We start from the raw sequence: 14,634 nt of genomic DNA on the forward strand, positions 1-14,634 counted from the left end.
GTATTGTTTTGACTTGTAAATAAAAGTTCACCATAACAAAACAAAAAGGAGAGTTCAAAATGAATCAATACATTGGGAATTTAATTATTCGTATCGTGTTAGGAGTTACGTTCTTTGCACACGGTTTAGCAAAGTTTCAATCAGGTATCGATAATGTAGCAGGATGGTTTACGAGCATCGGTTTACCAGGTGGCCTTGCATACGGCGTAGCAACTGTAGAATTAGTTGGTGGTATATTATTAATTATCGGTTTAGGTGTACGATATGTAGGATTGTTATTCGCTCTTATTTTAGCTGGAGCTATCGTAAAGGTAAATGGAGCAGCAGGTTTATTAGGAGATGGAAAGAATCCAGGATATGAATTAGATCTTGCATTATTATCAATGGGTGCGTATTTATTCGTAGTAAAAGCAGAAGGATATGTAGATCGTTTCTTAAAAGAGAAAGTAATGAAAACGAAGTAAATTTTATTTATAAATTGTTGACTTGAAGAATTATTGTAACTATAATGATTACAACTGATGGATTACGAATGAAATAATTTAAATATTTTTTTATACAAGATGTAACTGCATTGGTTACGTCTTGTGTAAAAATAAATAAACGGGAGGAAGTAATATGCCTAAATCAAATTTAGAAATTATTCAAAGCACGTATGAAGGATCAGCTTCTTCGAATGCAAAGCATTTAGCAGAAGCCTTCTCTGAAAAAGTGGAATGGACAGAGGCAGAAGGTTTCCCGTATGGCGGAACATATACAGGCGTAGAAGCTATAATGGAAAATGTATTTAGCCGTTTAGGATCAGAATGGGATGATTATAAAGCAAGTGTAAATACATATCATGAAGTAAACGGAAAAGATGTAATTATTGCTGAAGGTATGTATTCTGGAGTTTATAAAGAAACAGGAAAATCATTTGAAGCAGAATTTGTTCATGTATGGCAGCTTGAAAATGGAAAAATCGTGAAGTTTAAGCAGTATGTAGATAGTCATATTGTTAGGGAAGCGATGAAGAGCTAATGCTTTTTAAATGGATTGTAGGTATATGTATTACCATTATGGTAATCATCTCTTCTATAGTTGGCGGAAAGAAATTGCTTGCATATGTGGAAAAAGAAAATACAAATATTCAAACCGAGCGAGCGGCAAACGAAAAAGAGAAAAAAGCTGCAGAAGAAGCTCCGCAAATTAGTGAAGGTGAAATTATTTCTACTATGCATAAAATGGTGCACCAAAAGGTAAAATCCTCTGAAAAATGGGGATTTGTAGAGATGACAAAAAAGGAAATTTCTAATGTGAAAAGAGATATTGAAAATAGTACAGGTTTTCAATATAAAATGAAGTTATTTTCTATTATAAATAGATGGGAAAAAGGAGATTTTTCTCAAACTGTTGAGGAGCATAACTTTTTATGGAGCCTTCAAGGTGGAGATACTGGCAAGGCGACGGAACGTTTATCGCCAGAAGAGGAAAAGCGGTATATAAAAGAAATGAAGAGTAAATAAAAACATCGCCAACCCAGATGACGATGTTTTTTTATTAAGAATGTTTGCGCATTAAAGGTCTAACAGGCTGAACGGTAACAGTTTTGAAATGAGAAAATAAATAACATCCTGTTACAACGACAATTGTCCCTAAAATTTGTATCCACGTTAATTCTTCCCCGAGAAATATGAAGGCTAAAATGGCTGTGAAAATTGGATTGAAGTTTAGAAAAATACCTGATGTAGTTGCGCCTAATTTTTGTACGCCAATATTCCAAAATACCATACAAAGAACTGTCGAAATAAGCCCAGTATATAAAAGTGATGTGATGAAAGAAGTATTTATATTTGAAACAGTGAAGCTACCTATGTTAAACGGTAGTAATAAAATAACGCCGAAAATACCAGAGTACAACGTTGCCATAAGTGGTGTAGTTGTTTTTGTTGCCCATTTACTACAAACAGAATAGATTCCCCAAATACAAACTGCTGCAATCATCCATAAATCACCGCTATTAAAATGTAGTGAAAATAAAAGCGAGAAATCACCTTTTAATAGGACGAGGATAACCCCGAAAAATGAAAGAATCATGGATAGGATTTGAAGTGTATTTACTTTTTCTTTTAGAAATAATACTGAAAATAATGCGATTGAAATTGCATTCAAAGTAGAGATAAGACCTACATTCGTAGCGGATGTTTTTTCTAATGCTAAAAATTGAAAGATGTTAAAAAGAGCGACCCCTGAAATTCCCATCAATATTAACGGAAGTATTGCGGTACGTGGTGGAAGGATTTTCTTTTCTTTAAACCATACCATTGGTAATAAACAAACAATCGCAATCATCCATCTTAAATTTGTCAGTGTCATCGGCGATGCATGATCGACGAGTGATTTTCCAACGACAAAATTTCCTCCCCATAATAAGCTCGTTAGTAATAGTAAAAAGACGTAAAAATAAGGCATGCTAAAATCCCCTTTTTGTAATCAATACGAATTGTAAATAATTTTAGCATTTTTCTTTATTGTATAATATATTCTTTTGTATAATGGTAAAAACTCGATAAAATATTTATCTGTGAATGATATTTACGGAATGATATTCAGTTTTGGATAAATTATAAGGTGTTTTTTCGAATAATCATCGGTAAGAAAAAAGGGGGAATTGTAATGGAGTCGTCTGTTATTAAAGTGTTGGATGATTTGGATGTACAAATTTTAGATATATTGCAGAAGGAGTCACAAGTAAGTAATGCAGAGCTGGCACGTCGCGTTAATTTATCACCGGCTGCGATGCATGCAAGAATAAAAAGGTTAGATGGGGAAGGTTTCATCGATAAGCAAGTTGCGATTTTAAATCAAGAAAAGCTTGGGTTTGATTTATTATGTTTTATTTTTATGAGTACGAATATTCATCAATTTGACAAGTTGGAAGTGTTGGAGAAAGAATTAGAATCGATGCCGGAAGTGTTAGAATGTCACTGTTTAACAGGAGAATACGATTATTTATTAAAGGTTGCAAATCGTGATCGTAAAGAACTGGAGCAGTTTATTAGAAAGCTGAATAAGCTTGGTATTACAAGGATACAGACAAGTTTAGCACTTCGTGAAATTAAATATTCGACGGTATTGCCGATACGAGATGAGGAACCGAGCATCAATTAGATTGCTTGGTTTTTTGTTTGCATAAAGTGATTGACGAGGAGAAAAGAGAGCTGTATTATTATATAAAATTATGTATTAAAATTCATTTAAAGTTATAAATATTAATATCGAGGGCAAGGGGATGTAATATGAAAATCTGTAATGCGGTGACGAGTGATGTGAAAGAAATTTATAGTCTTATTGAGGTTTATGCAAAAGAGGGAGTGGTTTTACCACGTTCCCTTTTGTCTCTTTATCAATATTTGCAATGTTTATATGTTATGAAAGAAGACGAGAGAATTGTTGGAGTTGCTGGATTGCATGTATTAGGAGAAGATCTTGCAGAAATACGATCGTTAGTAGTTTCGCATACATATGCAGGGAAAGGGATAGGGCGTATGCTCGTAAATCATGTAATGGAGGAAGCTACGAAAATAAATGTAAGAAGAGTAATTTCCTTAACATATGAAACAGTATTTTTTCAAAAGTGTGGATTTGATTTTATAAACAAAGAAGCGTTGCCAGAGAAAGTATGGATTGATTGTAGACATTGTCCAAAGGTGGATTATTGTGATGAAGTGGCGATGGTGCGGTATGTTGGATGAAAAATTTATAGGGAAAAAGTTCCCACTATTATTTACATATATAGTGGGAATATATATTTCCATAAGAAATGGACAGGTTATTAAGAATTTGAATTCTTTTGTCTCACGGCAAAATTATAAAGTGGATCTTTAAGTTCATAGTTATACGTTAAACCGTCGACAATTCCTACAACTTTATCATTATCATAAAGGTCGAGCATAAATTGTGCCATTTGTTTTGCAGTGTGGAATTTTGGTACAACATTATCGTATTGGAATTCATCAATATCAAATGAATGCTTCGCAAATTCTGTTTCAGTTGCAGCAGGAGCTAAAACTTTTGCTTGCAGTTTTGCGCCTTGTTCTTTCAGTTCGTGAGACAGCCCTTCTGTAAATGCACTTACATAGAATTTCGTAGCGCAATACGTAACAGCATCAGCAACAATCGTGTATCCGCCGCCCGATGAAACGTTAATAAGCTGTGTTCCATCAACCATTGAATAATCTCGAACGAAAAGAGAAGAGAGTATTGTTAGTGCTTCTATATTTACATGTAACATCGTTTCGATTTTATTTAAATTTTGTTCAGCAATTGAGGCGAAATTACCAAAACCTGCGTTGTTAATCCACGTTTCAATTTGAAAAGCTTGTAGGCTTTCATAAAGTTTATAAACATCTTCAGTAACAGATAAATCAGTTCTTCGAATGACAACATCCAACTCCGGATGCATTTCGTTAATTTTTAATTTTAATCCGTTTAATTCTTCTTGTCTTCGAGCTACAAGTACTAAATTTTTTCCGCGAGATGCAAATGCTAAAGCTGCTTCATAACCAATTCCGGAACTTGCACCAGTAATAACCGTGTATTTCATATAAAATCCCCCTAAATTCAAATTCATTTATGGTTAGATTGTATTTGTTAGAGTATACTCTAAGTCAAATGTTTTTTATAAATTTGATACGGTCATAAAATATATGAGGGTAAGCATGTGGAGGGAGCTTTAGTATGTACACAATTAGTGAGGTAGCAAAATTATTAGGCGTGAGCACACATACACTACGTTATTATGAAAAGGAAAATATATTAATTGCAAATCGTGATACAAATGGAAATCGACTTTACGAAGAGTCACATATAAAGTGGTTGCAGTTTGTAATGAAATTAAAACAAACGCAAATGCCAATAGCGAAAATAAGAGAATACGCTAGATTATATACAGAAGGGGTGCATACAACAGAAGCTCGTTTACAGCTCCTAGAAGATCATAGGAAATCTATTCAGATTCAAAGAGAAAACTTAGAGGTTACAGAGAAGATGCTTGAGAATAAAATTCGTACATACAAAAGCTCATTGGAAAATAAATAGATGTTGTTATGTGATGAAAAATGGATTTGATCTATGAGTATTTCATCATAGTGTGCGGATAAATAAAAAAGAGCAGCTAGCAAAAGCTAACTGCTCCATTCAAGGGATCTCTCCAAGGGGGAGTGGAGAAAATATTATGTTACTAGCATTATTGACAGATTATTAGGAAATATACAAATCAGATGAAAGAAATTTTAAATAAACTTTCGGCATTGACAGTTTTTAAAATGTTCATGTACAATATATATGAATGACATTCAGTCATTTTGTATGACAGGATGCAGTTTACTTGGAAACGGAACAAATATAAATGGTAAATGAGGATGATATTTGTTTTTATATAGTATTGATGAAAGAGTATATTTTTTTAAAATAAAAATGACTGATAGTCAGTCATAAGAGGTGAGAGGTATGAAAAATAGAGCTTGGTTATATGTCATATTAACATGTATCTTTGAAATTTTTTGGGTGTTTGGTTTTAATACGGCTAATACTTGGTGGCATTGGATTATTATTTTAGGAGTTATCGCTGTTGATTTTCACTTCCTTTCTAAAGCGTGTGAACATCTTGCAACAGGAACTGTATATGCTGTTTTCGCTGGAGCTGGTACGGTAGGTACTTTCTTAATGGATGTATTTCTTTTCGGTGGAAGTTTCAGCGCAGGCAAACTATTCTTCATTCTTATGGTAGTAGCCGGCGTTATCGGTTTAAAGTTAGCTGACAATAAAGAAGAAACTGTGGAAGGAGCTGCTTAAAAATGGGTTGGTTTTTCGTATTTTGTGCTGCAATTAGTGAAATAGTCGGTGTGATAGGACTTAAAATGTATAGTAAAGATAAGACATTAGCCAATGGTGCGATTTATATAGGTGGGTTTGCTACATCCTTCGCATTTTTGTATACTTCCTTCTTATTTTTACAAGTAAGTGTCGCGTATGCGGTTTGGATTGGTATCGGAACAGCAGGTGCAGTTTTGTTAAACATGTTCTTGTTTGGTGAGTCGAAAAGTAAAGCGCGTATTATTAGTGTGTTTCTTATTGTATGTGGAGTGACAGGATTAAAGGCACTTTCTTAAAGGTATATTGTATTTTTATCTCCTAATTGTTTATTAGGAGATTTTATTATAAAAAAATGATTTCCTCTTAGAGTTCACTATCATTGACAGTACAATCGATTATCTTATAAAATGAGTGACAGTCATTCAATATGAGTGTGAAAGGGTTTAGATGATGAATAAAAAAGAGAAAATTGTCTATGCAGCTATTGAAGTGTTTCAGGAAAAGGGCGTCGAAAAAACGAAGATTTCTGATATCGTGAAATTAGCTGGCATTGCGCAAGGAACTTTCTATTTATATTTTCCTTCTAAGTTATCTGTTATGCCTGCAATAGCAGAAGTGATGGTTGAAAAGATGATACTTGCAGTGAAAGAAAAAGTGCAAAACGATGCGCCTTTCTCAAGTAAAGTGACGCAAGTAATAGATGCGGTGTTTCACTTTATAGCTGAATATCGTGAAATACAAGCTTTAATGTATGCAGGTCTTGCATCTACAGAACATATAAAAGAATGGGAAGCTGTGTATGAGCCCCTTTATATGTGGCTAAGTGAATTTTTAAATGAGGCAAAAGAAGCTGGTGAAATTCGTGATTCGGTTCACGCAGAGCGAACAGCGAAGTTATTTATCGCTCTAGTTGAATCAGCAGCGGAACAAGTGTATCTATATGATCATAAAGATGATGAGCAAGTCGAGCTACAAAAGGCAGAAGTACTAGATTTTTTAACACATGCACTACATATAAAGAAATAGTGAGATGAACCTGTCTGAAAAGGTAGGTTCATTTTTGAGGAAAACTGAATGATAGTCATTCACCTAATGCGTATGTATGTGTGGAAGGATAGTGTGAAATTCTAACGAGTAGGGGGCATCTCTACTCATGACTAGCCCACAAATAGAAGGATAGAGAAAAAGCTTCTTGGGCATTATTTTTTGAGAGGAACTTACGGGAAGAGGTGTTAAAAAGTGAAGAAACCGATAAAAGAACAAAAGATGGTATTGGTCATTCTTTTGAGTAATATATTTATCGCTTTTTTAGGGATTGGATTAATCATTCCGGTTATGCCGTCCTTTATGAATGATATGGGTTTAACAGGGAAGACGATGGGATATCTCGTTGCAGTGTTTGCAATGGCACAGCTCATTACTTCACCTATTACAGGCCGGTGGGTTGATCTTTACGGTAGAAAGAAAATGATAATCATTGGATTATTTATTTTTGGTGTTTCAGAGCTTCTTTTTGGATTAGGAAAAGATGTATGGATGCTTTATGTAGCAAGGGTATTAGGCGGAATTAGTGCTGCTTTTATTATGCCTGGTGTTACGGCATATGTTGCGGATATTACATCTATTCAGGAACGTCCAAAGGCGATGGGATACTTATCTGCGGCTATTAGTACTGGATTCATTATAGGGCCTGGAATCGGCGGATTTATTGCAGAATACGGTATACGTGTGCCGTTTTTCGTTGCAGCAGTAATTGCTTTTATAGCATGTGTGATTTCGATCTTTATTTTAAAAGAACCGTTAACGAAAGAAGAACTTGCAGAGATTTCTTCTAATACGAAAGAATCAAGTTTTATTGGGGATTTAAAGAAATCATTACATCCAATGTATGCAATTGCATTTATTATCGTATTTGTACTCGCATTCGGATTATCAGCGTATGAAACAGTGTTTAGCTTATTCTCTGATCATAAATTTGGTTTCTCGCCGAAAGATATTGCGGCAATTATTACAATTAGTTCAATCTTTGGGGTAGTTGTGCAAGTATTTATGTTTGGCAAATTGGTAGACATGTTCGGTGAGAAAGTGTTAATTCAAATATGTTTAATTGTAGGTGCAGTATTAGCATTCGTCTCAACTGTAGTCTTTAATTATTGGATTGTACTTCTCGTTACTTGCTTCATTTTCTTAGCATTTGATTTACTTCGTCCAGCTTTAACGACATTTTTATCAAAAGCAGCCGGAAAAGAGCAAGGATTCGTCGCTGGTATGAACTCGACTTATACGAGTTTAGGAAATATCGCAGGACCAGCGATGGGCGGAATATTATTTGATATGAATATTCATTATCCATATGCATTTTCAGGCGTTGTTTTAATAGTTGGTCTCGGCATTACATTTATGTGGAGAGAGAAACAGTTGGCTGAAAGTTTTGCGAAGTAATAAAACCCCTTACGACGGTAAGGGGTTTTTGTTTTATCCTGATTAAAGTTTCATTTTATAAACTTAACCCAAACCGTTTTAATTCAATAAAAATCCCCTCTAATTGCTTTCCTTTATCCGTTAATGTGTACTCTACACGAGGCGGAACTTCTGGATATACTTTTCTCGTTATAATGCCTTGAGACTCTAATTCTTTTAGTCGAAGCGATAATGTTTTTGGACTAATACCATCCATTGATTTTTGTAAATCACTAAAGCGTAATGTTCCTTCGATAAGAAGATCACGAATGATTAAAAACGTCCATTTTGTACTAATTACATCAAGCGTTTTAGCGATGGGACAAGGTATGCCAGGTAAACCTTTCGTTAATTCAACTGGATTTATATCGTTCATGGAACTAGCCTCCATAAAATTTTTTTGGATGAATTTGCTTTATAGTATCACAAAACTATACTTTTGGTAACTATATGAAAAAAATATCACTACTTCCATAAAGGAAGTTAGTGCATATACAATAGCAATACGAAACAAAAAGGATTTATATAAGGAGGTGGTGATTTCCATGGGGATAAAAAAGTTATTTAGATTTCTTAGTTTATTTGTTATTTGTATTGTGCTTGTAGCATGTGGTGTGGAACAAAAAACTGAAGTTCAGTTATTAAAAGAAATGCCAAAGCCAAAAGCAATGACAATTGATCCCTCACTAAGTAAAAAAGAAGCGACAGAAATGGTTCATGCGGCGCAGCGTTTTTATGCATTTTGGGATACAGGTAAGGAGGAACTTATTCCGCAGACTGTTACTAAAGATTTCTTCGATAATACATTGCCGAAAGGGCGACCACAAGGCATTGAAGGATTAAAGTTTGCAGCGCAAAATTTTCGTAAAGTTGTGCCTGATATACATTGCGAGATTGAAGACTTATTAGTTGTTGGTGATAAAGTAACGGCCCGTCTTTCTTTTACAGGAACGCATAATGGTAAGAAAATTAATTTTTTTGCAATTGATATTTTACATGTGAAAGACGGAAAGATAACAGAAGATTGGCATTTAGAAGATAATCTTACACTACAGCAGCAACTCGGCTTAATAGCTGAAGAGTAGATCATATAGGGGAGAGAAAAACGATGAAAAATATATTTATTATAAATGGACATGAAAAATACGGTACAAAGGAAGGACGATTAAATAAAACGTTAGTAGATTATATGGTTACTGTATTAGGCGAGAATCATCATGTGAAAACAACAACGATTCAAGATGGTTACAATATTAAAGAAGAACAAGAGAAGTTTTTATGGTCTGATGTTGTGATTTATCAAACACCAATTTACTGGTTTAGTGTTCCAGGCTTATTTAAAACGTATATGGATGAAGTATATGAATACGGTTTGTTCTTTAAAGGTGCAGATGAATATGGAACAGGTGGTTTATTAAAAGAGAAAGAGTATATGTTCTCTACAACTTGGAATGCACCTGAAAAAGCATTTGGAGATAAGACGAAGTTCTTTGAAGGAGAAAGTTTAGAATCAGCGCTTAGTCATTTACACCGAGTGCAAAAGTTTCTCGGTATGAGTCCGTTAAAGAGTTTTGCTTGTTATGATGTGGTGAAGAATCCGGATATAGAGAAGTATTTAGGGAACTTGAAGAATCATTTAGAAGAAGTTATTCAATAATTAGAGTCATCCCCGTATTTAATGCGGGGATGACTCTATCCATAACTTCGCAAAATTTGCCCAGCTGAATGAATCAGTTGTTACGTTTTTTTAGGAAGGGTGATATGTTATTCTTTTTAAAACGGATCAACTTCAGCCAAATCAGGGTTAGCATTCGGATTTGTTAATAAGGTTTTCAGCTCACCTACTTCAGAGAGCGCAACGAGGATATAACCACTAATAAGGACGACGAGTCCGATGACCCTTAATGTTTGCAGTGTAATATCACGGCTATTGTTTTCGGAGTTGTCTTGGGGCGTTGAAGGTGGATTGTTATTCATAAATAAGGCTCCCATCTTTTGTATTTATATATGTGCGAAATCATTATTTAACTTATGGATAGGAATTATATAGTCATTTTCACTATATGAGAACTGCCTATGAAAAGTGATAAGGAATTTTGGGGCGAGAAAAGGGGGGAATCCAAAAGATTATTAAAACTGAACTTTTGGATTCCCCTCTTTTTATTTATCTTGCTATTTGTGGTGGTCGGATTTCCTGTAAACGACCAGTTGATGAGGGCTAATGAATCAGTGGGGGATGAATAAAACCCCACTGATTCATTATTTTCATGTAAATAAAAGGAGGTTAGTTAACCGAAGTAGTTATCCTAATATACGCAACGATTCTTCAATAAACGCTGGGATGTCCTCTGGCTGTCTACTTGTTACTAGCTGATTTTGACATACGACAACCTCTTTGTCATGAAAGTTCCCGCCGGCATTTTTCAAATCGACTTCAATAGATTTATATCCAGTTACATCGCGTCCTTCAAGTGTTTGTGCAGTGATGAGTAGCTGAGGTCCGTGACAAATAGCGAAAACAGGTTTTTCCGCATCCATAAATGCTTTACTAAAGCGAACAAAACGTTCATCGGCACGAAGTATATCTGGAGAAAATCCACCCGGTATGAAGAGGGCATCAAAGTTCTCTGGAGAAACATCATCAATACTTTTATCAATCACGACTTCACTTTTTCCTTGCTTACCGTGTACCGTTTTATCTTTTTCTGCTTCAATAGTTGTTAATTCATATCCCTTTTGTTTAAAAGCTTCTGCTGGCTCTGTGTATTCTGTGTCCTCGAAATAATCCGTTATTAAAATAGCAATTTTTTTACTCATTCTAATCCGCTCCTTATATTATATTATCGGCTCCAGAATCTTCCTTGGGCAATGCCTTCTATAAATGATTCAATTGAAGTATTTGTTAAGTTGTAAACTCCTGCTCCATCCAGTTTAATCTTACTATGGTCCAAAGCATGAGGATTACTAAGGACATGAGCTATCGGTTTAAAATGTTTAAAAGTAGTTTCTGCAAATTCTAAAACAGGGGGTTGAATGACAGACTCACTACTAAACACTAATACTGCATCAAAAAGGGAGGAGTCTGTTGTTGTATAAGTATCAGTTACTTTAATGGAATCATTGAACTGATAAATTTTATTATCTATGATGCTATAGTTAATTCGGTGTTGTACAAAAGCTTGAATCCATTCGGACAGAAGTGAGACGCTTGGGTCACCATTTAATAGAATTGCAACATTTTTGGAATCAGATTTAAAAATAGTATTGGACATACTTAGTGCAGGTGAATTTGCATCTGAATTTACTTCGTGATTTACCTTAGGTAAAGGAGCTCCAATAATGTTAGCGACTTCTTGTGCTAATTGACGATCGACGTGGTTTAGAAGAGCAATTACATTTGCCTTCACCATGTCTGATTTACACTTCCCAACTTCAAAGCAAAAAGCTTCTTTTATGTGCTGCTTTTCAATAGGGCTCATACTATTGTAGAAAAGTTTAGCCTGAGAATAGAAGTTAAGAAAGCTTTTACTGCGACCTCTAATTTTATGCCCATCAATCTTTTCTTGATAATGTTCATATCCTCCTTGTTCGGCTTGGACGGTTGCAGGTTGATTGTTATTTAATCCATTAGGATGATAGCTTGTTTGACCGCGATGAATCTGCATTTGATGCATACCATCACGTTGATTATTATGAAAAGGACATACAGGCTGATTAATAGGAATTTGATGGAAATTAGGGCCCCCTAAACGAGATAATTGTGTATCTGTATAGGAGAATAATCTTCCTTGCAGAAGAGGGTCATTTGAAAAATCAATACCTGGTACGACATGACCAGGGTGAAAAGCTACCTGCTCTGTTTCAGCAAAGAAGTTATCAACATTTTTGTTCAGTGTCATTTTACCAACTAATTTTACGGGAACTTCTTCTTCTGGCCATAATTTCGTTGGATCTAAAATATCAAAATCAAATTTATGTTCATCTTCTTCTGGAATTAGCTGTAATCCAAGCTCCCATTCAGGATAATCCCCTTTTTCAATTGCTTCGTATAAATCTTGACGATGAAAATCAGGATTTTTCCCGGCAATCTTTTGAGCTTCATCCCATACTAATGAATGAACCCCGAGGGTAGGTTTCCAGTGAAACTTTACGAAATGGGCTTTTCCTTCTGCGTTAATGAGTCGAAATGTGTGAACTCCAAAACCTTCCATCATTCGTAAACTACGCGGAATAGCTCGGTCGCTCATTTGCCACATGACCATATGAGTGGACTCAGGATTATGCGCAACAAAGTCCCAAAAGGTATCATGAGCGCTAGCTCCTTGAGGAATATCATTATGTGGTTCTGGTTTAACTGCATGGACAAAATCAGGAAATTTAATAGCATCTTGGATAAAGAATACTGGCATATTATTACCCACTAAATCATAGTTTCCTTCATCTGTATAAAATTTTGTGGCGAATCCGCGTACATCTCTTACTGTGTCATTGGATCCTTTAGAACCTTGAACGGTTGAGAACCGTACAAATACAGGTGTTTTCTTTGAAGGATTAGTAAGAAAATCTGCTTTCGTATATGCTTCTAACGATTCATAAAGCTGAAAATAACCATGAGCACCAACTCCGCGTGCATGAACAATCCTTTCGGGAATTCGTTCGTGATCAAAATGGGTCATTTTCTCGCGAAAGTGGAAATCCTCCATTAAGGTTGGGCCTCTTAAGCCCATCTTTAAAGAAAATTCATCTTCAGCTATTTTTACCCCTTGATTTGTTGTTAAAGCATGTTTGCATTGATTGTCAGTAACGTGATGCTTCAATTGTTCCGTTTTTTTATTCACAATATAGGCCCCTCCTTTACTCTGTTAATTAATAGATACCCTTTTTATTAGTATGTAAACATGTATTATGATTTTTGTATGTAAAAATCATAATTAAACCCTAAAACATCAAGGGGAAGACAGGGAGTTTGTATAGCACTCTATGCTTAAGAAAAACAGGAGTAACATACCTAAAGTTTTTAATTAAGTATGAAGGATAGGTTTAAAATTAAAAAATAAAAAAGCCAAGGAGATAATTTATTTGCTCCTTGGCTTTTAAGATATTTCTTTTCGTTAAAACGAAGAAACACGTTGCTTCGTTTTTGGTACAATAATAAATTTGATCCAGAGTAACCCGACAATCATAATGATAAGGCTATGTAAAAATTGACCTGTAGCAATGAGTATAACAATTGAAAATACAATGAGTTGAATACTTAGCAATATAAAGATTAAGCGAAGAAATTGCTTCATTCTTTCTTCAGTACCAATCGGATATAATGCTACAATAATATTTCCTGAAAAATATTTCCACAGTGAACGGAGCTGCATAGAAATCATATATAGAACGATGTAAGCGATAGCGCCTTTTACGTATATATTTGGTATGAAATATAAGGCGAAAGCACCGATCAATCCTAAGCGAATATATATGCCGAAATAATCATTTCCACGTAAAAATGCTAGTGTATGTAAGTAGAAGAAAGTTGCTCGTTTTTTATGTAATAAAGGTTCAATCCAATTTGTAAGCCATTTTCTTTTATTTACTTGTTTATTCAGTTGCGGAACATCTGTGAAAATGCTAGCAAATTGATAAAAACGAACGTTCATTTTTTCTTCTTGCTCGATTATGTAATCCCAAGGTATTCGTTTTGTAGGCTGTTTTTTCGTATATAGAAGTAGGAAAGCAAGTAGTAAGAGTAGTCCGCCCAATATGAGAACATTTGCGGAATAAAACAGCATGAAAATGATTAGGGCGTTACAAGTAATACGAATGATTAGCCATATGTTTTTTTCGTGACTATCACGCCACATCCAATGTATGTACATGTTCCAGGCTTTCGTAATCATTAACATGATAAAGATTGTACATAAAAAAGGAACCGTTAATTGCAATGATTGCATAGCAAGTGGAACGAGAATAAGGAACGTAAATAACAATGGGAAAAGCTGAATGATGTAATTGTATAGAAGAGATTTTTTGAAATAAGATGTTAATTTCTCTTCTAGTGCTAGTAAATAGACAGCATCAGGTTTTTGAATAAATGTACGGATAGGGCATCTCGTTATAATGAATGTAAGTACAATCGTTATAATTATTAAAGATATTCCTTTAGAAGGAGATGCTTTTAGAAACTGAGCATAATAATATGCACCAACGCATGAAATAAAGATAAAGCTATATAGTAAACCGTTAATCATACGTGCAAAGTATGTAATGATATTTTGAATATGTTGTTGGAAGCGACTGCTCCATAGCGATTCGATTGACATGTTTTTC

General features: G+C 34.7%; 20 protein-coding genes. 13 read left to right on the plus strand and 7 right to left on the minus strand.

The genetic code is table 11. The features are described from left to right. Positions 1-59 precede the first annotated feature (59 nt). The 3 genes from BM089_RS26320 to BM089_RS26330 all read left to right on the plus strand — a co-directional run bounded on the left by BM089_RS26320 (position 60) and on the right by BM089_RS26330 (position 1,505). Positions 60-464: a DoxX family protein gene (locus tag BM089_RS26320; RefSeq protein ID WP_001077751.1), complete on the plus strand. Its 405-nt coding sequence runs from the start codon at positions 60-62 to the stop codon at positions 462-464. 154 nt (positions 465-618) lie between these two features. Further along, complete coding sequence (locus tag BM089_RS26325) at positions 619-1,020, plus strand: nuclear transport factor 2 family protein (protein WP_090978489.1); 402 nt, start codon at positions 619-621, stop codon at positions 1,018-1,020. Beyond that, complete coding sequence (locus BM089_RS26330; protein ID WP_090978490.1) at positions 1,020-1,505, plus strand: PRK06770 family protein; 486 nt, start codon at positions 1,020-1,022, stop codon at positions 1,503-1,505. The genes BM089_RS26325 and BM089_RS26330 overlap by 1 nt, the downstream gene beginning before the upstream one ends. Positions 1,506-1,539: 34 nt before the next feature. On the opposite strand, the gene BM089_RS26335 is transcribed toward BM089_RS26330, so the two are convergent. Then, positions 1,540-2,451, minus strand: coding sequence for a DMT family transporter (locus BM089_RS26335; protein WP_090978492.1), 912 nt, complete (start codon positions 2,449-2,451; stop codon positions 1,540-1,542). Between the two features lie 204 nt (positions 2,452-2,655). On the opposite strand from BM089_RS26335, the gene BM089_RS26340 reads away from it, so the two are divergent. Together BM089_RS26340 and BM089_RS26345 are read left to right on the plus strand one after the other, a co-directional pair. Then, on the plus strand, positions 2,656-3,150 hold the full coding sequence (locus tag BM089_RS26340) for an Lrp/AsnC family transcriptional regulator (protein ID WP_000446096.1): 495 nt from the start codon (positions 2,656-2,658) through the stop codon (positions 3,148-3,150). A gap of 128 nt (positions 3,151-3,278) precedes the next feature. Continuing rightward, the gene (locus BM089_RS26345) at positions 3,279-3,734 is read left to right on the plus strand and encodes an N-acetyltransferase (RefSeq protein ID WP_000686663.1); all 456 of its coding nucleotides are present in this window, start codon (positions 3,279-3,281) and stop codon (positions 3,732-3,734) included. An 80-nt stretch (positions 3,735-3,814) separates the two neighbouring features. On the opposite strand, the gene BM089_RS26350 is transcribed toward BM089_RS26345, so the two are convergent. Then, positions 3,815-4,585, minus strand: a complete 771-nt coding sequence (locus tag BM089_RS26350; protein WP_090978494.1) for an SDR family NAD(P)-dependent oxidoreductase — start codon at positions 4,583-4,585, stop codon at positions 3,815-3,817. A 134-nt stretch (positions 4,586-4,719) separates the two neighbouring features. Here BM089_RS26350 and BM089_RS26355 point away from each other — a divergent pair, with 134 nt between their 5' ends. The 5 genes from BM089_RS26355 to BM089_RS26375 all read left to right on the plus strand — a co-directional run bounded on the left by BM089_RS26355 (position 4,720) and on the right by BM089_RS26375 (position 8,298). Further along, complete coding sequence (locus tag BM089_RS26355) at positions 4,720-5,079, plus strand: MerR family transcriptional regulator (protein ID WP_000288074.1); 360 nt, start codon at positions 4,720-4,722, stop codon at positions 5,077-5,079. 411 nt (positions 5,080-5,490) lie between these two features. Next, entirely contained in the window at positions 5,491-5,835 is a 345-nt protein-coding gene (locus BM089_RS26360) for a DMT family transporter (RefSeq protein ID WP_000796020.1), read from the plus strand. Between the two features lie 2 nt (positions 5,836-5,837). Then, entirely contained in the window at positions 5,838-6,152 is a 315-nt protein-coding gene (locus BM089_RS26365) for a DMT family transporter (protein WP_000539671.1), read from the plus strand. Positions 6,153-6,303: 151 nt separating this feature from the next. Continuing rightward, entirely contained in the window at positions 6,304-6,882 is a 579-nt protein-coding gene (locus BM089_RS26370; protein WP_001996782.1) for a TetR/AcrR family transcriptional regulator, read from the plus strand. A 213-nt stretch (positions 6,883-7,095) separates the two neighbouring features. Further along, positions 7,096-8,298, plus strand: a complete 1,203-nt coding sequence (locus BM089_RS26375) for an MFS transporter (RefSeq protein WP_000742945.1) — start codon at positions 7,096-7,098, stop codon at positions 8,296-8,298. A 55-nt stretch (positions 8,299-8,353) separates the two neighbouring features. Here BM089_RS26375 and BM089_RS26380 read toward each other — a convergent pair whose 3' ends face one another. Continuing rightward, on the minus strand, positions 8,354-8,692 hold the full coding sequence (locus tag BM089_RS26380) for a winged helix-turn-helix transcriptional regulator (protein ID WP_000997917.1): 339 nt from the start codon (positions 8,690-8,692) through the stop codon (positions 8,354-8,356). Between the two features lie 169 nt (positions 8,693-8,861). Between BM089_RS26380 and BM089_RS26385 the strand changes: the two genes are divergently transcribed. Further along, positions 8,862-9,401 carry an ester cyclase gene (locus BM089_RS26385; RefSeq protein WP_086387960.1) on the plus strand — a complete coding sequence of 180 codons (540 nt, stop codon included), beginning with the start codon at positions 8,862-8,864 and terminating at the stop codon, positions 9,399-9,401. 23 nt (positions 9,402-9,424) lie between these two features. Further along, positions 9,425-9,973 carry an NAD(P)H-dependent oxidoreductase gene (locus BM089_RS26390; protein WP_090978495.1) on the plus strand — a complete coding sequence of 183 codons (549 nt, stop codon included), beginning with the start codon at positions 9,425-9,427 and terminating at the stop codon, positions 9,971-9,973. 116 nt (positions 9,974-10,089) lie between these two features. Here BM089_RS26390 and BM089_RS26395 read toward each other — a convergent pair whose 3' ends face one another. Further along, entirely contained in the window at positions 10,090-10,293 is a 204-nt protein-coding gene (locus tag BM089_RS26395) for a hypothetical protein (RefSeq protein ID WP_016078064.1), read from the minus strand. A gap of 99 nt (positions 10,294-10,392) precedes the next feature. On the opposite strand from BM089_RS26395, the gene BM089_RS31225 reads away from it, so the two are divergent. Then, positions 10,393-10,560, plus strand: coding sequence for a hypothetical protein (locus BM089_RS31225; RefSeq protein WP_175495700.1), 168 nt, complete (start codon positions 10,393-10,395; stop codon positions 10,558-10,560). Positions 10,561-10,617: 57 nt separating this feature from the next. Here the strand turns inward: BM089_RS31225 and BM089_RS26400 are convergent, their stop codons facing one another. The 3 genes from BM089_RS26400 to BM089_RS26410 all read right to left on the minus strand — a co-directional run bounded on the left by BM089_RS26400 (position 10,618) and on the right by BM089_RS26410 (position 14,627). Then, complete coding sequence (locus BM089_RS26400; RefSeq protein WP_090978496.1) at positions 10,618-11,133, minus strand: type 1 glutamine amidotransferase domain-containing protein; 516 nt, start codon at positions 11,131-11,133, stop codon at positions 10,618-10,620. Between the two features lie 23 nt (positions 11,134-11,156). Beyond that, positions 11,157-13,154: a catalase gene (locus tag BM089_RS26405; protein ID WP_090978497.1), complete on the minus strand. Its 1,998-nt coding sequence runs from the start codon at positions 13,152-13,154 to the stop codon at positions 11,157-11,159. A 273-nt stretch (positions 13,155-13,427) separates the two neighbouring features. Beyond that, positions 13,428-14,627, minus strand: coding sequence for an ABC transporter permease (locus BM089_RS26410; protein ID WP_090978499.1), 1,200 nt, complete (start codon positions 14,625-14,627; stop codon positions 13,428-13,430). Between the last annotated feature and the right edge of the window lie 7 nt (positions 14,628-14,634).

This window comes from Bacillus sp. 5mfcol3.1 (genome assembly GCF_900114335.1).
Classification (GTDB): domain Bacteria; phylum Bacillota; class Bacilli; order Bacillales; family Bacillaceae_G; genus Bacillus_A; species Bacillus_A thuringiensis_S.